This window comes from Bacteroides sp. CAG:189, assembly GCF_000432295.1.
GTDB lineage: Bacteria > Bacteroidota > Bacteroidia > Bacteroidales > Bacteroidaceae > Bacteroides > Bacteroides salyersiae.
Map to the genome: position 1 here is coordinate 33,570 of NZ_HF991081.1, position 21,484 is coordinate 55,053.

The following is a 21,484-nucleotide window of genomic DNA, read 5'->3' on the forward strand; positions in this document are numbered from 1 at the left end:
ATGCAACAAACGGAAAAAGTCGGAAGAATCATGTACATTTGTAAGTCGAAAACTAAAAAAGAACATCACAATGAAAATATTTCCAAGTAGTACTATCAAAAAACTGGATGCTTATACCATTGAACATGAACCGATTCAATCGATCCAACTAATGGAACGTGCCGCCCATGCATTAACAGAAGCCATCATAAACCGATGGGACAATGGAACGCCCGTTACGGTTTTTGCCGGACCGGGCAATAACGGTGGAGACGCTTTGGCAGTAGCCCGCATGATGGCGGAAAAAGGATATAAAGTAGAAGTTTTTCTCTTCAACACCAAAGGAGAACTTTCACCGGATTGCCAAGCCAACAAAGAACTGGTAGAAATCATGGACGAAATAACTTTCCACGAAGTCAGTACCCAATTTGCTCCTCCCGCTCTGACAGAAGACCATCTGGTAATCGACGGCCTGTTCGGTTCAGGGCTGAATAAACCACTTAGCGGAGGGTTTGCAGCCGTAGTAAAATACATCAACGCATCACCGGCCACTGTAGTAGCCATCGATATCCCGTCAGGGTTGATGGGAGAAGAAAACACCTTCAACATCCGGGCCAATATCATTAAAGCGGATGTTACCCTCAGCCTCCAATTACCCAGACTGGCCTTTCTCTTTGCTGAAAATGCAGAATTCCTCGGAGAATGGGAATTGCTCGACATTCATCTGAGTGAGGAAGGAATCGAAGAACTGGATACCGATTATGAAATGTTGGAAGTGGAAGAAATACGTTCCCTCATCAATCCCCGAAAGAAATTTGCCCACAAAGGCAACTTCGGACATGCACTATTAATAGCCGGTTCTCGAGGAATGGCGGGAGCATCCGTCCTGTCAGCCCGTGCCTGCCTGCGTTCCGGCGTAGGGTTACTCACCGTACATGCTCCCATTTGCAACAACGACATTTTGCAAACTTCCGTACCGGAAGCAATGGTCGAACAGGATGCCAGTGAAACCTGTTTTGCCGTACCAACCGATACGGACGATTATCAAGCAGTAGGCATCGGTCCCGGATTGGGGCAGAACGAAGAAACGGAAGCTGCCCTTCTGGAACAATTGGACGGTTGCCAAACTCCCCTTGTCGTAGATGCCGATGCGTTAAATATATTAGCCAATCATCGCCATACGCTCACCAATCTCCCTAAAGGTTCTATACTCACTCCCCATCCCAAAGAGTTGGAACGCCTCGTCGGCAAGTGTCAGGATTCTTACGAACGTCTGACCAAAGCCATCGAACTGGCTCATGCAGCCAAAATCCACATTGTCTTGAAAGGAGCCTATTCAACCATTATCACTCCTACAGGAAAATGCTTTTTCAATCCTACCGGTAATCCGGGTATGGCAACTGCCGGAAGCGGAGACGTACTTACAGGTATCATTCTGGCACTACTCGCCCAGGGATATCCGGCCGAAGAGTGCGCTAAAATCGGTACATTCGTACATGGACTTGCCGGTGACTGTGCCTGTAAAAAGTTAGGGACAATCAGTCTGACGGCAGGAGATATCATTAGCCATCTGCCGATGGCATGGCGCCTTGTAAGCGAATAAAGGTTAAGAACTTATGGATTTATCAATAAGTTCATTAACTTTGTTATCAAATCAGTTAAAAAGAAACCAATATGAAAAGACTAATTATACTGACAGGATTGCTGGCTACCACCATCATAGCATCTGCACAGACAGAAGTTGTAACCGGCGTGATGCGCGGCAAAGATTACGGAGTGACTTATGCACTTCCGAAAACCCAGATAGAAATCGAAGTTAAAGCCAATAAAATAACCTATATCCCCGGAGAATTCAGCAAGTATGCCGATCGTTATCTTCGTTTGAATAAAGTATCCGCCGATCCGGAAGAATATTGGGAATTGACGAGCGTACAAGTCAAACCGGTAGGTATACCGGACAAAGACAACGTATATTTCGTAAAGATGAAAGATAAAACCGTTGCCCCACTCATCGAATTGACCGAAGACGGTATTATCAAGTCCATCAATGTCCCTATCGATAAGAAAGCGGCAATTCCGGCCCAATCATTAGTACCTGCACAAAAGAAAAAAGTAAATCCGCGTGATTTTCTTACAGAAGAGATACTAATGGCAAACTCTACCGCAAAAATGGCAGAACTTGTCGCTAAAGAGATCTATAACATCCGTGAAAGCAAAAATGCCTTAGTACGCGGACAAGCCGATAACATGCCCAAAGACGGTGCACAACTCAAACTGATGCTCGATCATCTGGATGAGCAAGAACAAGCCATGACTGAAATGTTCTCGGGAGTACTCAACAAAGAGGAAAAAATATATACCATCCGCCTAACTCCCGGTAAAGACATGAACAACGAGGTCGCTTTCCGCTTTTCTAAAAAGCTGGGAATAGTAGCCAACAATGATCTTGCAGGTGAACCGGTATACATCACTCTTAAGAATCTGAAAACGGTCAAAATGCCAGAAGACGACGGAAAGAAAAAGGTTGACGGTGTAGCCTACAACGTCCCCGGTAGGGCTTCTATCGTATTGAAACAGGAAAAAGAGATACTGTTTGAAGATGAGGTGCCTGTTACCCAATTCGGAACAGTAGAGTATTTAGCTCCTACTTTGTTCAATAAAAATTCAACGGTAAAAGTAACATTCAATCCCGTAACCGGTGGATTGGTAAAAGTAGATCGCGAAGAGAATAAATAACCGATTATCCTACAAAAAACAACTTATGATATGGGTGGTGAAGGACATATGCTCGACATGATCCGTCGACTGAAAGAGGGAAGAGATTCTTCCCGCCTGCGGCGTGAACGGACCAATGAAAGGATGAAACGCCTGCAAAAAAGAGAGCCTTACCCCATGCCCGATACATCCCCGGAAGAGATGGGACGCATTATCCGTCAATCAGAAGAGAAAAAAGAGGCGGACGACCGTTATTTCGTATTCGGGACCCTCATCATCATAGGAATCCTTCTCCTATGTGCCGTTATACTATGGGCCATCTTCATTCGCTGACAGCTAATTTAATGAACCCGTCTTTTTGTAACTGAGAGAAATAAGCCAATACACGAGACTCGTAGTTCTCTTCATCGTTGAAGTGGGCTGCGAGTTTCTCTATAATCTCACGCACTGTACTTTTACCATCGATCAGCTCCCACACAGCAGTACCATGTTCCTCCAGACGGACATGAATATCGGGAGACATTCCTTTAGGAAGCAGAAAGCGACGCATCCAGTCGTATTTAAACCGGGGAAAAGCGATGACAACAGTGCCATCGCTTTCTTTTTCGGTCGTTATATGCGTACTACGGAAAGGAATAACATCCAACAGGTTTATTTTTTCTTTCGTAGCCATATCGTTTATTTCTTTATGTTAGCTTCCTGCAAACCATAACCTTTCTTCTTGTCTTCCGCTTTCAGCATCAAGGCTACAATCAAAGCCAAAACACCGAACACAGCAAAAATACTCATTGGCAAAGTATAGTCATACGTCTGTATACCATCTACAACAGACCCCTTGCAGAAAGAGTTCAATACCCATCCTATCAAGAGAGGAACCAGCATCAATCCCCAATTCTGCACCCAGAAAATAAGTGCATAAGCTGTTCCCAACTGGTTTTCGGGAATAATTTTAGGTACGGAAGGCCACATCGCAGAAGGAACCAAAGAAAAAGCAATCCCCAACACGATCATTACAAAAGTAGCAAACCACCATACATTCAGAATCGGAAGTGCAAAAAGCACGTGTACACCGATCAACAGCCAAGCTCCCGTAATCATCAAAGAAGCACCTTTTCCTATACGGTCATACAAAGTTCCGAAGAGGGGAGTAAGGAATAAAGTCCCCAATGGCAAAAGACTTGGAATGGTACCGGCCAACTCCGGATCCACATGATATTTCTGTACCATCAGATCGGCTGCATACTTAATGAACGGGAAAACAGCTGAATAGAATAATACACATAATAAAGCGATCAGCCAAAAGCCTTTATTGCGCATAATAACAAACACATCTTTTGCGCGGAAAGGTTCCTCCGGTTCTTCACCTTCCGCTTCAAGAGAAGCATCCAGCTTTTTATCATAGAAAGTATAAATGAAAAATGCAATGGTTCCTACACAAAGCATCACCAGACAGAACAATACAGGAGCCGGAATATTAGAATGGAATACTCCGCTTTCATCCGTATGCCCGAAGAAGTTGGAAATAGGTACGGTTATTGCCATAGCCAGCATGGTTCCGATACGAGCCGTAGCCATTTCAAGTCCCATAGCTAAAGCCATTTCCTTCCCTTTAAACCACTTTACAATAATCTTGGAGACCGTAATACCGGCAATCTCCACTCCTACACCAAAAATAGCAAATCCCAATGCGGCCAATGCAACTTGAAGTTTCAATGTCATTCCGAAAAATTCCAGATTTCCGGTAATATCCGTAGAAATGGCATAATATTTAAGTCCGCAACCGAAGACCATGAATAAACAGGCTCCCATTCCGGTGAAACGTACCCCCATTTTATCAAGAATGATACCACCGAAGATAAGCATCAATAAAAATACATTGAACCACCCGTAAGCACTGGTAAAAATACCATAATCCAAACTATCCCAAAGGAGTTCTTTTTCAAGCATCGGTTTTAACGGAGACATTACGTCAGTGAGGAAATAGCCGCACAACATTGTAAAAGCGACCAAGGCGAGCACACTCCAGCGTAGTGCTTTAGAGTCACTCAGATTTTTTTTCAATTGTTCTGTCATTGTAATATTTAAAATCTTTATTAGTATTAGTACAGTTTACAAAGGTAACTAAATATATAACAAAAAGATAGATTTATAAACAAAAAAGAAGCGAAACTATAACTTTCAAATGAAAATTATAGCTTCGCTTATAACCAACCAAAAGCTTCTCTGTTATTAGTTAGCAGGCGCTTCTGTTGCCGGTGTTTCTGTTGCAGGCGCATCAGCGGCAGGTGCTTCAGTAGCAGGTGCGGCTGTACCTGTAGGCATATTGTACGGATTTGTTTTTTCTTCTTGCTTAGCTTGTTCCAGAATCACATCTTGTGTTTTTGAGGAAGAAGTAGGAACAACATAAGCTGTAGCGATGCTCATTACAACCATAAATGCAGCTAATCCCCAAGTAGCTTTTTCCAAGAAATCTGTAGTTTTGCGAACACCCATAATTGCATTAGATGATGAAAAGCCTGATGCAAGACCTCCACCTTTTGAGTTTTGAATCAGTACGATAAAGCACATCAATATGGCTGCAATAACCATTAAGATAACGAATACTAAGTACATTTTTTGTTATTTTGATTTAGCGTTAATAATCAGTTTCTCCAAAAATCTTATTTGGTCTGCAAAGTAAGCATTTTTTTTTGGATATTTCAAACTTAATTTTTTAATAATTTCAAGAGCTTTGGAATATCTTTGCTGTTTAACATAGATTTTCGCCAATGTTTCGGTAAAACAACTATCATCTTCCTCCTCTTCAGACTTCGATTCGTCAGAAGACAAATCCTTGGCAGCTTCCTCTGCGACGGAATCCTCTCCGGGCAGAAGAGGTTTCAATCGGATAGCCGATTCATTCTCACTCTTTTCTATAAAGCCGTCGATCAGTTCAAATCCGCGAAGTTTAGGAGCTTCAGGCTGTTCGCCGACAGAAGCGTCATTGTCTTGCAACAAGTATGCCGTATAATCCATCGCATAATCCAGATCGGTCCGGGCAGTAACTTCCTCGGGAACCGTAGACAAAAAAGCGTCGATCAATGTCAATGTCCGATCAAGACTGAGCTCCGTTTCCGGCAACTCTTCCGTAACCGCCTTCTTCTTACGGGAAAGTACATACTTGTCCCCTTCGATCAGATAAAACAGTGAACGCCGATCGGCTACGTATAAAATCGCTTTCCGCAATTCCGCCCCGAAAGTGATATCATGCAATAAATACAAATTCTTAAGATACAACAGACGGAGCGACTGAAAATAAGGATAACGTGTGAGCTGCGTACGAAGCTCATACAACGTGTCTTTATTCAACATTTCAGGATGCTGAATCCATTGTCGAAGGTTAGCAGAGATCATTTAAATTACCAATTTGCCACAGTCGCGTTAAATATCTGATCAGTTATCTCTTTGGTTATTTCAGCAATCGTTGCGTCCGGTATATTGGGCAATAAAGAGTTCGGGTCGAGGTCGGAACGGAAAGCCGAGAATTGTTGTTCAAAATCTTCCTGATGGTTCGTGTTGTTCACATAACGTACATTTACCGTAATGGTCACTTTGGCTTTCGAAGAATAACCATCGGCTGCAACGGCCTCATTATATACATTAATACCGGTTATTTCTCCCTCGATCTGCAAATCTGCATTGGCCGATCTTACCAATTGCAACCGGGTCTGGCGGGTAAAGATGTCTTTCAAATCATCATTAAACTTATTAGCCAAAGGCTGATAAACGTAAGTAGACTTTATAGGGAAATCAGCAATCGAAATCGTCTTTACCTTATCATAGTTAATAGACGCCCCGTTAAACTTATAAGAGACGCTACACGCCAGAAGTATTGCCGGTAAAACCAGCAATAACATCCATTGTGGCATTTTTTTAATCCAAACCATATTCTTTTATTTTTCTATAAAGGGTACGCTCGGAAATATTCAGATCCTGTGCTGCACTTTTTCTATTTCCGTGATGCTTTTCCAAAGCTTTGCGTATCATTTCTTTCTTCACTTCGTCCAACGAAAGGGACTCTTCCACATATTCCTCTGTATCTTGTATATCGTCATCTACCGGACAGGGAGCTTTCACCGGATGAATAATCGTAGGTACCGACGCAGGAGGTACCGGTGTCACAAGCGACACATTTCCCTTTTCCGCCATCAGATTATGTACCATCTTCTTCAATTCCGATACTTCCTGTCGCATATCAAACAAAACAGAATAAAGAATCTCACGCTCGCTCTCGAAGTTCTTACTGCCCTTTATCCCGAACAAAGCAGGAAGCCGTTGCGTGTTCTGCACCGGAAGATACCCTTGCAGAATAGCAGCGTTAATTTCCCTATTGGTCTCTATTATCGAAATCTGCTCTGTTATATTCTTCAACTGGCGTACATTACCCGGCCATGGATAGGCAAGCAATACCTGCTTGGCATCTTCCGTCAGTTGAATGGCAGGCATACGGTATTTCTCTGCAAAATCACCGGCAAATTTACGGAACAACAATAAAACATCCTCCCCACGCTCACGCAAAGGAGGTATCTGGATAGGAACCGTATTCAAACGATAATACAGATCTTCACGAAAACGACCGTCAGCAATCGCTTGTGTCAGGTTCACATTCGTTGCGGCAACAATACGTACATCTGTTTTCTGCACTTTTGACGATCCTACTTTGATAAATTCACCGCTTTCAAGCACACGAAGCAAACGCGCCTGAGTAGGCAAAGGCAACTCCCCTACTTCATCCAGAAAAATCGTTCCACCGTCCGCTTCACCAAAATATCCTTTGCGCTCACCGATAGCACCGGTAAAAGCACCTTTTTCATGTCCAAACAATTCCGAGTCGATTGTCCCTTCGGGAATGGCGCCGCAATTCACTGCAATATACTGTCCATGCTTCCGACGGCTATATTGATGAATGATCTGCGGAAAGCTCTCCTTTCCCACCCCGCTTTCCCCGGTTATCAGTACGGACAGATCAGTGGGAGCAACCTGGATGGCTACATCAATGGCGCGCGACAAAGCCTCCGTATTACCAATAATACCGAACCTGAGTTTTACTTGTTGAATCTCCGCTTTCGTCATAACTGCACTATAAATTCCTTCTCCAATTTCATTTATACATCATCGTCCACAGTGTCAAGTTTCAGCTTGTCACTATCGTCACGTTTCTCGTAATATTGCTTTCTCAACGGATTGGCATGAGCAGCCTTATCACGCTGCCGGTTACGGAATACATCTATCGCCACATATACCGCCTGACGGAAAGAATCTTCACAAGCCAATCCCTTACCGGCGATATCATAGGCTGTTCCATGGGCAGGTGAAGTACGTACCACCGGAAGACCGGCCGTATAGTTCACTCCTTCATCCATAGCCAATGCCTTGAATGGCGCCAACCCCTGATCGTGATACATAGCCAGCACACCATCAAAATGAGTAAAGTTACCTGATCCCATAAAACCGTCTGCCGGATAAGGTCCGTAGCAGAGCATTCCTTTCGCAGCCATTTCCTGAATAGCCGGAATGATAATTTCCTGTTCCTCCGTACCGAGCAATCCCTCATCCCCGGCATGCGGATTCAGTGCCAATACAGCTATGCGAGGTGCACCGATTCCAAAATCCTGTTTGAGGGACTGATGGAAAATAGTCAGCTTGTCTTGAATAAGCTCTTTAGTGATAGAAGAAGCAATTTCACGAACGGGAATATGTCCGGTCACTAATGCTACCCGGAAATCATCCTTCATCAGAATCATCAGCGACTTGCTGCCATTGCCCAATCTCTCCTCGATATATTCAGTATGGCCGGGAAATGAAAATCCCTCCGACTGAATCGTATGCTTATTAATGGGTGCCGTCACAATGACATCGATCAACCCTTCTTTAAACTCTTCGATTGCTTTTTCCAGCGCACCGAGAGCAGCCTTACCGGCTTCCGGATCGGGTTTCGAAAATTCCACTTTCACCTCGTCGTCCGTACAATTCACTACACTCAAACGATTGTGAGCAGCTTCCGAGGCAGAATTAACAATACTGAAGTTAGTCGGCAAATCCAAAGACTTACGATGATAAGCAGCCACTTTAGGCGAACCGTAAATAATCGGAGTACACAACTCCAACATAACCGGATCTGCAAAAGCCTTCAATATCACTTCATAGCCAACGCCGTTAATATCTCCCTGGGTAATACCAATCCGTATTTTAGAATCTTCCATGTGTCGTTATTTATTAGTTTGTTCCTCTCTGGCGACGTTGCCCATCGGAATTTCTCCCTGTACTTTCTCTGCAGGAAGTTTCAGCGTATAGAGTGATGCTTCGAGCATGCGTACCAGATTGCGTTTTAATTTATCAGGTGAATATACAAAAATCTCTGCTGTGATTATACGCTGGTTGGCTTTATCCAAACGGGTATGCGATACGAACGGGCCACCCATAAAATCGCCCTTCATTCGCCAAAGCCCACGGGCTTCCATCGTATAATCTCCATGTATATCAATAGGTCTCACGTCCACCGTTATAGAATCCGTAGACATATACATCCCTTCTTTTGCCCCCGGAATATTCGCTTTCATCACCGAATCACGCTTATGAATAAAATATTCCTTCGTGAATGTATTCTTATCGGTATACGGATAAGAATATATAACAAAATTCTGATCGCCGGTAGCTGTATTGGTAGATGCCCAGAAGAAATCCTTTCCTTCCTTGGAAGAAGCGAGTTCCGCCGGAAGCCAGATATCACAATCGAATTTACTACCTACTTTAGTAGATATATAATCATTGTGCTTATGCTGTAACTGAGCTATCTGACGATTCATCTCGGCGCGCGTAAAGAAATCGATAATCTGCTGCTTATTCTCTTCTACAAATTTCTCAAATTCCTGTTCATTAGGTGCCTGTATGGTAAGAATCAACTGCGGGGCCGCATAAACATCCTTAGCATATTTAAAAGCCGGTTTTGTATAAATATCGCGTACGTCCACGATGATGATATTACGTATCAGCTTCAAAGTAGAATCGTAATCTTTCGGAGAAGTATACATAATCCTAAAAGAACGTTCCGACTGCGGCAAACCCGGCACATCCGTATCGAGCACATCATACAAAGCCCTTCCTGCCGGACGCTCCCACAAAGCATGATCAACAACTACAAGAATCTCATACGCACGACCGCTGGAGGTCGGGGTAAATACACCCTTCTTACCATTACAAGAAGAAAAAATCAATGCTACAAGAGCCATACCGAGGAAAAACAGATACTTCTTCATATTGATCATTTTTTATGTTTTTACAAAACTACGACAAGTTCGTATATTTTCATCCGATAAGTTAATAATTTATATTAATTCTTGTTATTCTCTTCCTGCTTCGCCGTAGACAACATACCACAAGCAGCAAATATATCCTCCCCTCTTGAAGAACGGATAGTAGAGAACAAGCCATGCGAAGTCAGATAATCACGGAAAGCCGTCATCGTCTCCATATCAGCACCGTTCAGATCGACATCGGGAATAGCATGAAAACGAATCAGATTCATCCGGCAATCCAACCCACGAAGCAATTTCACAAGTTCCTTAGCATAAATCAACGAATCATTAACACCCCTAAAAACAATATATTCGAACGAAAGTCTACGTTGTTTACTAAAATCATAGTTCTTTAACAAATTTACGATTTCAACTATTGAGAAAGCACGTTCGGCAGGCATCAAATCCGAGCGTTGAGAAGGAAGCGGCGAGTGCAAGCTAATCGCCAGATGGCAATCGCTCTCTTCTATAAAACGCTGCAGCCCCTTACGCAATCCCACAGTAGAAAGAGTGATCCGTTTAGGACTCCACGCGTAGCCATAAGAAGCTGTCAAAATTTCCAAAGCCTTCAGCACCTCATCCAAATTATCCAAAGGTTCACCCATTCCCATCATGACAATATTGGTCAGCTTATCGCACTCCGGCAATGAGTTTATCTGATTCAGTATTTGATTAGAAGTCAGATTCGCCGTAAATCCCTGCTTTCCGGTCATACAGAACTTACAATTCATTTTGCACCCCACCTGTGAAGAGACACAAAGAGTAGCACGGTCGTCATCCGGAATATACACTGCTTCCACGAAATGATTCTCTCCTACCCGATAAAGATATTTAATAGTGCCATCGACCGAATGCATGGCATCGACAGGCGCTTCCCCTCCTACTTCATAATCGGCCTTCAATGCTTCCCGGTGTTTCAATGACAAATTAGTCATTTCATCAATAGTAGCCACCTTTTTATCATAAAGCCATGATGCAATCTGCTTAGCGGCAAATCCCGGCATTCCCAAGCCTCTGACTACCGATTGCAACTCAACAAGAGTCATTCCCAAAAGAGGATATTTAGACATATTCTTTACAAATCAACGTTATTTATGCAAATGTAAGGAATTAAAGTTAATTTCAGAACAGACTACAGACAAAAGTTAACGTAAAAAGGCCGTTCCCATCCAGGAACAGCCTTTTACATATCTTCATTCAGTTTTAGACCCTATTTAAACAGCCTCTTATTATCAGAAGAATAAATAACGTGAATCCTTCACTTCACCCTTCAGATAAAGATCATTCATCAAACGTCCTGCCAAACGAGCGTGCATATTTTCCAATGTAGCTTCTTCTGTTTTCGCATCAAACGTTTCATTTAGCTTATCTTTCGCATACATCTGCAGCACAAACACTCCGGCATTTCCTTTAATCGGAGCACTCAATTTATTAAGTTCTGCTACTGAAGCATAAGCACCTACCAACGGCTCACTGCTACGCAAAGCGGCAATATAAGCAGGAGCAGCGAAAGTAACATGTTTCACAGAATCACTCACCGCATTGGCCATTGACTTGTACTGATCAAAAGAAGTTGCATTAGCAGCTTTCATATCGGCCATTATCTTTTCAGCCTTCTTATCTTTTACAATCTCCGCTCTCAACTGATCTTGTACCTGTTGCAACGAACGATAGCCTTCAGGAGTTACACCAGCCAGCGCAACCACCAGCAGTCTGTCGCTTTCACCACATTCATATAATCCGGAAACTTCACCCGGCTTAGCAGAGAACGCCCATTTCAAGGCTTCTTTGGTACCTCTGACACCACCAATTCCATGCTCAGAGCTATACAAATCGTTTCTTTCCAACAATCTATATCCGGCTTCTTCTGCATTCGCCACCATTTTATCCAAAGAAGGATTAGCAGCAATAAACTGGCTGAAATTATTATAAGCTCTATTATAAGTTTCCTTGCTGAAATTTACCGGACGCTTGATCACGGCTACTTTATATTTATCCTTAACAGCCTTTTTATTGGTCACTTGAAGAATAATATTAGCCTGTCCGAAAGCCAAATTAGCTACCTCTTTTACTCCCAAATTATTGATAGTAGAGATAAATTTCAAATTCTCATTATCAATCTGCTGATTCTCATAACTTGCAGCAGCCAGCCAGTTGGCATCTCCGGTCTGACCATACTTCTTTGCCAGTTCAGCAAAGTCCGCACCACCTTTAATGGCATTATAAATACTGTCGGCCAATGTTTTTGTTTTGGCAGCATCTTCTGCATATACCTGAATCTGACGGAATTCGATTGAGTCGGGGGCAGCCGCCTTTGCAACTACCTTGAAAGAATTAATCGTATTATCAGCACCGTTATAATAAGGACCATATACTTTACCGATCGCAGCAGAGTCCATACGGGCAATTACATCTCTCGGGAAAGCTGTTTTGTTATAAAACAAATCAACATACGGCTGTTCCGAACCGGTAAAACGGATGAAAGAAGTATAATCATTATCCGTAGCAGCCAACTGCTGAGTATAATCCTCAACCTCTTTTTCGATAGCAGCTCTGTCTTCAGGGCTTGCAGTTACCTGTACATCGATATATTTGATGTCACGGGTTTCCACATACTGTTTGAACTGTTCCTTTTTCTTATTATAAAGATCTTTCAATTCCGATTCCTTCACTATAATTGTAGAATCCACGATAGAAGAATAAGGCACTGCTGCAAGCAACACATCCATTTGATTTACTCTTGCATCAAAAGCATCCTGTGCCTCTATCGGATTAGACAAAAGTGATTTCGAAATCAAAGCCTGATATTTTTCTGCCAGACGGTTCTGAATCAAACTCTTTTCTACAAACGACCAGAATTTATACATCATAGTGTATTGTTCCACGTACTGAGCCGGCATTTGAGAAGGATTCATTTTCGAATACTCTACCAAGAACTTCTTCAACATATCTTTATCAAAAGCACCTGTTTGTGGATTCCGGAACGGAGTCTGCTGCAAAAGCGGATGAACACCGGCATCGATGATTGCCTGAATCTCTGCTTTTGATACAGTAAGTCCGAGTTTTTTTGCTTCGTTTTCAAGAAGTTTATTATTTACGTACGTACGCCATACTTCATCTTTTACTTGATTGGTCTGATCGTCACTCAACGAAGTCGTCCCACTTGAGAACTTTATTATGTCAGTATACTCTTCTACCAATGCCTGATAGTCTTGAGCGGAAAGTGCGTCCCCGTTCACCTCTCCTACGTCATGTGACTGGTGCGGCTGCAATACTTTCCATGCGTCACCCGCAATGAAAGCAAACAACGCCAAGCCAATAACGATCACCAATAAAGGTCCTTTCGATCTAATGTTTTGTAATGTTGCCATTTTAATTAATACAGTTTATTTGTTTATTATTATTTTCTCCTTAGTTGTTTTAGCGCACGAAGATACAAAAAATGCTAATATACATCTATTTATTAACGAAAAAAATGGAGGTATACAGCATTATTCCGCAACTTTCAGCCGTACAAGCTCTATTTTTGTCGGTGTAACCTTAATAATTTTAAACTCATACCGCCCGATAGAAATAATTTCATGCAATTTCGGGAAGCTCTGATATTGACTAAGAATCAATCCGCCAACCGTCAGATAATCGTCTGATTCGGGCAGGTCAAGATCAAAGGTCTCGTTCACTTTTTCTATTTCCAGACGTCCGGAAAGCACATACTCCCCTTCTCCTATCTGCTTACAAATATAAGATGTATTATCGTGTTCATCCTCTATATCACCGAATATTTCTTCTACCAGATCTTCCAAAGAAACAATTCCGGAAGTTCCTCCGAACTCATCCACTACCACGGCAATTGTTTTCTTTTGCTGCATAAAAAGTTTCATCAATTTGTGGGCGGCCATCGTCTCCGGTACGATAGGTACCTCCTTTACGTTCTCCCGCCAATCTTTGGGATTACGGAACATTTCCGACGAATGAATATAACCCACCACATTATCGATGTTCCCATCATAAACAATAATCTTGGAAATCCCGGATTCCACAAACCGGTTTTTCAAATCTTCCAGCGTAGTAGACAGATCGACAGCTACCACCTCTGTACGGGGCACAATACAATCCCTTATTTTTATCGTTGAGAAATCCAGAGCATTCTGAAATATCTTCACCTCCGTATCCAGTTCTTCACTGTTATCGGCATTATCTATGCCGGACTGCACAAAATAATCCAAATCGACCTTTCCAAATGCCTTTGCGGATGCCTCCTTGTTTATTTTCATCCCGAACAGACGCAGGAACAAATAAGATACTCCGGAAGCAAATTTAGAAATAGGATAAAGAATAATATAACAAAAGAACAAAGGAACCGCACAGACATTCAATACCAGATTAGGGTTAATTTTAAACAGCGTTTTGGGCAAAAACTCCCCTGTCACCAAGATAATCAGAGTTGAAATAACAGTCTGTACCAGAACCATCACAAAGTGATTCGTAATAAATCCGGATAAAAGATTATCACCAATAATCTGTGCCATCAAAATACCGTAAATAACCAATGCTATGTTGTTACCCACCAACATAGTAGAAATAAAGTTATTCGGATTTTTAAAAAAGATAGATAAGATTCGCGACGAAATTCCTCCTTTCCGTTCCAGTTCAAATCGCAATTTGTCTACTGAAATGAAAGCAATTTCCATTCCCGAAAAGAAGGCAGAGAAAGCCATGGTTATCAAAAGGTAAATAATAATGCTCATAATCTAATTTACAGAATCCGCAGGTGCCTTTTGCTCTTCTTCGTCCACATAGAACACCCCTCCCATATTTCTTATCTGATAATTCGTCATTTGTTGGTTCGAATCAAAACCATATCCAGTGATAATCCGATCCGGTTGCTCGATACGTATGAAACGATCCGAATAAACCTTTTCCGTCGCTTGATTCCAATACAACAGCTCCGTATTGAAACGTTCCCCTTTCCGGTTCTTAATATCAACATGTCCCATCAACTTCCAGAGTTTTTGCTTATCATAATAATAAGCAGTATCCGCTTTTATACTGGCATCCACATTAAACACAGAATCGAACTGTTCCAGATAGACCCCTTTTTCAAAAGCCCAATAGGAAGGCTTCTTGCGGTCGTATACCAGCCATTCGTCAGCATCCATGCGATAGCGCGTCACTCCTGAATCAGAGATATAGGTAACCACGTCCATAGTAGCCATCGAAGGCAATGAATCCCGTTCCGTTATGGCCTCGCCGAGTTTTTTTTCCTTTCCTCCGCAAGAAGGAAATAAAAGAAGCATAACAATTGCCCCAAAGGCAATTGTTATGCTCATATTTTTACTAAATAAAAAGTTACTTTTCTGTTGTAACATATATTATCTGATCGTCGTAGTCTCCCCGATCCATCCACCAATAGTGATACGGTCTCCTGCTTTATAACCCAACATAAAGAGGTCTTTAGCTTCCGGAGTATAAGCTGAATAAGAAGAGATTAACTTATTTGCTTCTTCAGCAACACTGGGATCTACCGCTTTTGCTCTTTGCAACTTGTCAATAGCAGCAAAGAAAGTACATTTATTCAATGCCGGCTCATCGTTCCATTTATAATTACCTGCATACAGCTGTGCAATCAAAATATAAGGAGCCCCAAAGTTCTCATTGAAGCTGATAGCCTTTTGTGCATAACTTCTTGCCTGAGAAAGTTTTTTAGCCGAAGCCAATACACTCGCAGCTTTATAAGCGTTATCCGCTTTCTTTGCATTGTCTGTTTCAAGGTTTATAGCTTCATCAAAAAACTTAACCGAACCGTCGATATCTCCTTTCTTGAATGCCATTGCAGCACAACCTACGGCAGCATCTGCACTCGGTTCCAGTTTGTATGCATATAAAGAAGCCTGCAGATATGCATCACTGTCTTTACAGCCCATTAATGCCATTACCTTGATCACTTCTTTCAGCGCCTCCAGATTAGCCTGGTTAGCTTCAACTTTCGGAGCATATATTTCCTGTAATGATTCACAAGTAGCAGCACCACTGTTAATAAACTGAGCGTCCAATCCTTCTCTTACCGATTTCAAAGCAGTCTTAAGAGCTTCTTTATCTGTATTGGCAATAGCTTCATCCGTATATTGAGTATCGAGCAGATAATCCTTGATAAACTGCTCCTTGTGAGACGGATCAGCTTTCAACTTCTGCAAAGACATATCCAAGAAGAAATGCATTACATTAGGAGAAGCTTCCGCTTTCGTGTTTTCAAGAGATTCTTTAAACCATGCATAAGCTTGGTTCACATCTGGTGACGGAGCATACTGAATATATGCAAGCGCCTTATCTCCAAGCGCATCCGCAACAGAAGGTACTCCTTTCATTCTCGTCTGGAAATCTGGAATATACTTCATACGTACATCATGCGTATGCATCAACTCCTCAAAATACTTTTTATATTCAGGACTGTTCTTATCACTGATTTGTTTCATTAATCCCTCTAAAATCAAGAATCCGTCCTTAAATGTATAATAACGAAGTGTAGGACAAGTTTCCAACACAATCTTCCACGGCGCATAGGCATCCTTAAAGTTACCTGCTTTCACAGCTTCATGTGATACACTACTGTTAGGGATACAGATACTGTCACTCTGTGCCATAACAGAGGTTGCACCCGCCGAAAGGAACAACACAGCCATTAGCGTTTTAATCTTCATTGTATCTAAATTTTAGTTGTTATATAATTTGTCTATTCTTCAATATTAATCCACCTTACGTTTAAAGAACCAACGTTCATTAAATGTAATGCCGATACTGAATCTCAAAATATTTTCATTCAGCATGCCTGCCTGCAAGCCTTCCACGCGCACATATTGTGCCGTAACACTGACAATCGAACGTGAACGGGGAACAGGCAAACCAAAGCCGGCCGTTACACCATATTCACGAGAAGCTCTTTCACCGGCTTCCGTTTTATAATAAGGAGTCGTATAATACCCTCCCAAACGATATTTTACATGTCCGAAATAGTTTCTTCCTATTTTTGAAGGAATATACTCCGCACCCACAGAAATCTTCGTACGGTCACAAAAAGCATTCGGTTGATTCATGTACGTTACATCTCCCCATTTCTGCAGACTATAGTCAACACCTACAGTCAGCCGGTCGTCGTATTTATAAGTAACACCTGCCCCGAAGCAATTCGGTGTACCAAATGTCGCTATCGTATCTTTTACGGTAATTACGCTCGTATTTGTCTGCACATAAGTATCATTATTCAAATTGTGCTTCGGGGTAAACACCGCTCCCAGCGTTACAGAATGTTTCTTCCCAATCGGCTGAGTATACTGTATACCAAAATCCAGTTTATAATCACGCACTGACATACCGGTAGTTTCTACATACGAATTCGACACCGTCTGTCCGTAAATATCCGTGTAAGAAGGATAAACCATACCCAATGTCCGTGTGATATCTCCCCAAAAATAAGAGACATTCGCACCGATAGACAGGTTATTCAAAACCTTCACACCCAATCCGGCATATAATTGATGCAAACCGCCGTCACCAAGCAATTGTTTTGTATAAGCAGGGCTGGTAGATGTTTCCGAATACGATTGCGACACATTGTATCCCACATTCGAAAAAGGTAACAACCCGATACTCATCGCCACTCTTCTATGCAGACGGAACTGCATGGCAATATAATCAAAGCTGGAATTCTTTACATTCAGCTTTACCGAACCGTCACTTATGTTAGAATTCTGCAAACTCGCCCCACCTTCAAACAAGAATGTCAGCGAATCGATAGCTGTATATGAAGCAGGATTCAACGGATTAATCTGTGAGCCGTCTCGCAATCCAAAAGCAATCCCTCCCATTGCTTTGCTGTTTCCAAAATTCTGATTGACTAAATCGCCATAGCCATATCGTGTATAGGGAGAGTTTGTATTATTTTGAGCGACTGTCACCCCTGCAAAAGCCATGAGCAAAAGCGCACAAAGTGTCTGTTTAAATCCTACCATTATTATAGTTTAAAATTCTATTTAATCCTTTCAACACTAAAAATCTATCTGCAAAGATGACACTTTTTACGTTCGTATCAAAAGAAAAATCATCTCCACCCGTTAAAAAAACCAAAAGTTCAGGATATTTATGTTTCATAGCCGTAATATAACCTGATATTTCATACTCGATTCCTTTCTTCACACCGGCACGTATGGCAGTCTCCGTATCCTTTCCCAAATCCAAAGAACGTCCTTGAGGGTCAACCAGTGGCAGGCGTCCGGTAAATTGATGTAACGCTTTGAAGCGCATCTGCAGCCCCGGTGAAATATTTCCACCATGATATTGTCCTTCAGAATCAATAAATTCATAGGTTATACAGGTACCGGCATCGATCACCAATATATTTCTATCCGGAAATTGTTCATGGGCAGCCACCACAGCCGCCATCCGGTCATACCCCAAAGTATCAGGAGTTTCGTACAAATTGATTACCGGTAAAGGAGTATCTTTATCCAGCCAGAGCAAAGGTATAGGAAGTTTACGCAAACGCTCGGAAACACATTCATTCAGATCGATAACAGTGGCTACAATTCCCTGTTCAACCGGATGCTCAATGCAAATACTCTCCAGGCAATCCAATGACTGATTAGAATCATAAATTACATTCACCATCGTCTCCCCATCAAAAAGGGCTACTTTGGCTATCGTATTTCCTATATCGACAATTAAATTCACTATACTTATCGTTTTTGAGCGTGCAAAGATAGGCATAAAAATTAAAGCATGTAGCACACTTATACAAAAAACTCCCGGGAAGTTCTTTCACCAAACTTCCGGGAGTCTCCTTAAATCAATTACATTTTCTTATTTTAGAATGTCATTGCCTGACCACCTATTACGCCTGCAATAGCACTTGCCACTGCAATAACCACTTTCAAAATTGTATTCCAAACCGTTTTCTTCATATTTCCGTTCTTTTTAATAATTAAGGGGCAAAAGAATCAAGTTCTGCGCAGCCACCTTTTACCCCTCAACTTTCAATTTTCAACTCTCAACTAAATAAGGCTTTCAGCTAAATTAAGCTGCCGGATCTTCTCCTTCTCCGTCTCCCCCGGCATTGCTATCCACCACTTTTCCTATCAAGTCGGCATGGGCAAAAGTCATTCCCTGTGTCAATGCACGAGTAGTGCCCACTGCTATCGGACGGAAATATTCGGGAGTAAACCGGCAATGTACCGAGGTGATCTGATTCGGATTCACCTTTTCTTCCGTATCCACCCCTTTTCCTCTCGACCGTATTCCCATGGTAAAAGTTCCCAATCCTTCCAGACGTACAGAATGGCTATTCAACAGATGCACACGCATCACCGAGAGCAGGTTTCGCACCACATTCTGCACATCACCCGGCGTCAGTGAAGCCTTCTCTGCAATCCCTTCCGCCATCGTTTGCGTATTAATCACTTTTTTCATTTTCACCAAAGCCGGATGCCATGTTTTCACCCCCTCCTTATTTGCTTTTGCAGCTTGTATTCCCTTGTAAAATAAAGGCATAGTTACCTCCTGTTTTTAATGTTACCAATCGTTTTTTTCATTCACTTGTTTTGTTGATCAACGATACAAAGGTGAAGTTTTATTTTCAGTGCACCAAGCAAAAAAATGCCTCCGAAGCAATTGGCAACGGAGGAATTTTACAATTATTTATATATCAGCATTTTACTTTCACAGATTTTCATCTGCTTTTACTTTCCAACCATCTATATTTCTCGTCTTCGAACTAAAATTAACCCCTATTACGATCAATTGCCTTGGATCTTTTCGGAAAGGAACGGCATATCTTTCTTCTATCTGCTTCAAAGCCTCATCGGCCGTACCATCAAATTTAAACTCCATCACATAAACATACTTATCCGTTTTCAATATCATATCGATACGACCATTGGAAGTATGGTATTCCGCCTGAACATAAAAGCCGAGTAATTTATAGATGATAAAAAGAACATTCTGATAATGCAACTCCAAATCGCATACAAGCTCATAAGGAGTATCGGCAAAGAAACTTTGCAAGCGACAGAGAAAAGCATCATAATCGCCGTGCTCTATTTCATAAACAAAACGGGATATATGAAATATGGATTTCCCTTCGTCCATATTGACATAAAAAGGAAGCAGATACTTTATAAAACCCTCTTTCACTTCGCGATTGGGAAATCCCAAACGGTACAGATCGAAGCGTGCGTCATATCCCTTGATAGTCAGATAACCGCTCTGATAGATCACCGGCAGAGGATTTCTTGAAGCAGAATCAATGCTGTTCAACATATCGGAAGTGGCTTCATCATGTGCCAAACGCTGCAAGTCATAATGATCACGTTGCAAGAGTTTCACCAGATAAGAAGGAGTACCTGTCTCGAACCAATAACTGCCGAACGACATCTTATAAAATGTATTGAGCAGACTAAAAGGATTGTATATCCCCACGGAGTTGTAAGTGAAATGATAACCATCATAACGTTCCTTTAACTCCCGACACGTCTGTTCATATGTCATCCCTTGAGATTCGGAAAGTTCATACAGATCAGGCTCCATATCACGGTGAATTTCTGATTCCGTGATGCCACATAGTTCCACGTATCTCCTGTCCATAGAGATATCATTCAGATTATTCAAGTCACTGAACACGCTGACCTTGCCAAACTTCGTGACACCCGTCAAAAGAGCAAAACGGATATAGCCATCCAAACTTTTCAGCACCCCGTAAAAAGGTTTCAATGCATTGCGATATTTCTCCTGCAAGTCCTCGTTACCAATAGTTTGCAACATCGGTTTATCATATTCATCCACCAAAATAACCACCCGCTGTCCTGTCTTCTCAAATGCTTTTTGAATCACCCAATAAAAGCGTTCTTCCGGTGCACGGTCTGCATAAGGGGAATCATATTCTTGCTCCCACTTTTCCAGATGCTTGTTCAACTCTTGCAACAAAGATTCTTCTTTGTCGTATTTCCGGGCATTAAGATCCAAATGCAAAACAGGGTATTTCGTCCAATCTTTCTCCAATTGCTCTATAGCCAAGCCCTGAAACAACTCCTTCTTTCCTTGAAAATAGGCTTCCAAAGTAGAAATAAGCAGACTCTTCCCAAAGCGACGGGGACGGCTCAGAAAATAATATCGACCGGTATTAGCTAATTCATAGACAAGTTTCGTCTTATCAATATAAAAATACCGATCTTTTCTTAAACTTTCAAAGTTCTGTATGCCGATAGGATAAAGCTTAGCCATAACACTTATTCAATTAACGTTTCACTCACAAATATACAGGATTATTCCCATTTTAATAGCGGATATGAAAAAATAAATTTCCTGTATAAATGGAATACAAATATGATTTTTGAGATCTTTAAAATCAAAGATAGCCAAACTCCTCCATAAAACGGAGAAATTTGGCTATTGATAGCTACATTTGAGAT

General features: G+C 41.8%; 21 protein-coding genes. 3 read left to right on the forward strand and 18 right to left on the reverse strand.

Features of this window, described 5'->3' with window-relative positions:
- Positions 1–70: 70 nt before the first annotated feature.
- The 3 genes from QVP90_RS11715 (at position 71) to QVP90_RS11725 (ending at position 3,027) form a co-directional block, all read left to right on the forward strand.
- Positions 71–1,582 (forward strand): bifunctional ADP-dependent NAD(P)H-hydrate dehydratase/NAD(P)H-hydrate epimerase, encoded by a 1,512-nt coding sequence (locus tag QVP90_RS11715; RefSeq protein WP_005924828.1) that lies wholly within the window; start codon positions 71–73, stop codon positions 1,580–1,582.
- A gap of 71 nt (positions 1,583–1,653) precedes the next feature.
- Positions 1,654–2,715, forward strand: coding sequence for a DUF4831 family protein (locus tag QVP90_RS11720; protein ID WP_007478474.1), 1,062 nt, complete (start codon positions 1,654–1,656; stop codon positions 2,713–2,715).
- Between the two features lie 30 nt (positions 2,716–2,745).
- A complete protein-coding gene (locus QVP90_RS11725; protein WP_005924834.1) occupies positions 2,746–3,027 on the forward strand; it encodes a hypothetical protein in 282 nt (93 codons plus the stop codon).
- On the opposite strand, the gene QVP90_RS11730 is transcribed toward QVP90_RS11725, so the two are convergent.
- From QVP90_RS11730 to QVP90_RS11815, 18 genes are all read right to left on the reverse strand, one after another.
- On the reverse strand, positions 3,017–3,367 hold the full coding sequence (locus QVP90_RS11730) for a PqqD family protein (protein WP_005924837.1): 351 nt from the start codon (positions 3,365–3,367) through the stop codon (positions 3,017–3,019). The two genes, QVP90_RS11725 and QVP90_RS11730, sit on opposite strands and share 11 nt — an antisense overlap.
- A gap of 5 nt (positions 3,368–3,372) precedes the next feature.
- Positions 3,373–4,767, reverse strand: coding sequence for an MFS transporter (locus QVP90_RS11735; RefSeq protein ID WP_021936529.1), 1,395 nt, complete (start codon positions 4,765–4,767; stop codon positions 3,373–3,375).
- A gap of 156 nt (positions 4,768–4,923) precedes the next feature.
- Positions 4,924–5,307, reverse strand: a complete 384-nt coding sequence (gene secG / locus QVP90_RS11740; RefSeq protein WP_005924843.1) for a preprotein translocase subunit SecG — start codon at positions 5,305–5,307, stop codon at positions 4,924–4,926.
- 6 nt (positions 5,308–5,313) lie between these two features.
- Positions 5,314–6,087, reverse strand: a complete 774-nt coding sequence (locus tag QVP90_RS11745) for a hypothetical protein (RefSeq protein ID WP_005924846.1) — start codon at positions 6,085–6,087, stop codon at positions 5,314–5,316.
- A 5-nt stretch (positions 6,088–6,092) separates the two neighbouring features.
- The gene (locus tag QVP90_RS11750; protein WP_025819665.1) at positions 6,093–6,620 is read right to left on the reverse strand and encodes an LptE family protein; all 528 of its coding nucleotides are present in this window, start codon (positions 6,618–6,620) and stop codon (positions 6,093–6,095) included.
- Positions 6,607–7,806 (reverse strand): sigma-54 interaction domain-containing protein, encoded by a 1,200-nt coding sequence (locus QVP90_RS11755; RefSeq protein WP_021936530.1) that lies wholly within the window; start codon positions 7,804–7,806, stop codon positions 6,607–6,609. Before QVP90_RS11755 ends, QVP90_RS11750 begins: the two co-directional genes overlap by 14 nt.
- Before the next feature lie 32 nt (positions 7,807–7,838).
- Complete coding sequence (gene pdxA / locus QVP90_RS11760; RefSeq protein ID WP_007478478.1) at positions 7,839–8,936, reverse strand: 4-hydroxythreonine-4-phosphate dehydrogenase PdxA; 1,098 nt, start codon at positions 8,934–8,936, stop codon at positions 7,839–7,841.
- Between the two features lie 6 nt (positions 8,937–8,942).
- Complete coding sequence (locus QVP90_RS11765) at positions 8,943–9,989, reverse strand: DUF4837 family protein (RefSeq protein WP_021936531.1); 1,047 nt, start codon at positions 9,987–9,989, stop codon at positions 8,943–8,945.
- Between the two features lie 74 nt (positions 9,990–10,063).
- Positions 10,064–11,098, reverse strand: coding sequence for a 23S rRNA (adenine(2503)-C(2))-methyltransferase RlmN (gene rlmN, locus QVP90_RS11770; RefSeq protein WP_021936532.1), 1,035 nt, complete (start codon positions 11,096–11,098; stop codon positions 10,064–10,066).
- Positions 11,099–11,260: 162 nt separating this feature from the next.
- A complete protein-coding gene (locus QVP90_RS11775) occupies positions 11,261–13,399 on the reverse strand; it encodes a peptidylprolyl isomerase (protein WP_021936533.1) in 2,139 nt (712 codons plus the stop codon).
- A 120-nt stretch (positions 13,400–13,519) separates the two neighbouring features.
- Complete coding sequence (locus QVP90_RS11780) at positions 13,520–14,776, reverse strand: hemolysin family protein (protein ID WP_005924865.1); 1,257 nt, start codon at positions 14,774–14,776, stop codon at positions 13,520–13,522.
- Positions 14,777–14,779: 3 nt separating this feature from the next.
- Positions 14,780–15,358 (reverse strand): LPS export ABC transporter periplasmic protein LptC, encoded by a 579-nt coding sequence (gene lptC, locus QVP90_RS11785; RefSeq protein WP_021936534.1) that lies wholly within the window; start codon positions 15,356–15,358, stop codon positions 14,780–14,782.
- A 42-nt stretch (positions 15,359–15,400) separates the two neighbouring features.
- Positions 15,401–16,726: a hypothetical protein gene (locus tag QVP90_RS11790; RefSeq protein WP_005924869.1), complete on the reverse strand. Its 1,326-nt coding sequence runs from the start codon at positions 16,724–16,726 to the stop codon at positions 15,401–15,403.
- Positions 16,727–16,771: 45 nt separating this feature from the next.
- Positions 16,772–18,034, reverse strand: coding sequence for a hypothetical protein (locus QVP90_RS11795; protein ID WP_021936535.1), 1,263 nt, complete (start codon positions 18,032–18,034; stop codon positions 16,772–16,774).
- Entirely contained in the window at positions 18,021–18,752 is a 732-nt protein-coding gene (locus QVP90_RS11800; protein ID WP_129648901.1) for a type III pantothenate kinase, read from the reverse strand. The genes QVP90_RS11795 and QVP90_RS11800 overlap by 14 nt, the downstream gene beginning before the upstream one ends.
- Positions 18,753–18,886: 134 nt before the next feature.
- Entirely contained in the window at positions 18,887–18,982 is a 96-nt protein-coding gene (locus QVP90_RS11805; protein WP_005924877.1) for a smalltalk protein, read from the reverse strand.
- 112 nt (positions 18,983–19,094) lie between these two features.
- A complete protein-coding gene (locus QVP90_RS11810) occupies positions 19,095–19,568 on the reverse strand; it encodes an HU family DNA-binding protein (protein WP_021936537.1) in 474 nt (157 codons plus the stop codon).
- A gap of 168 nt (positions 19,569–19,736) precedes the next feature.
- The gene (locus QVP90_RS11815) at positions 19,737–21,296 is read right to left on the reverse strand and encodes an ATP-binding protein (RefSeq protein ID WP_021936538.1); all 1,560 of its coding nucleotides are present in this window, start codon (positions 21,294–21,296) and stop codon (positions 19,737–19,739) included.
- Positions 21,297–21,484 lie beyond the last annotated feature (188 nt).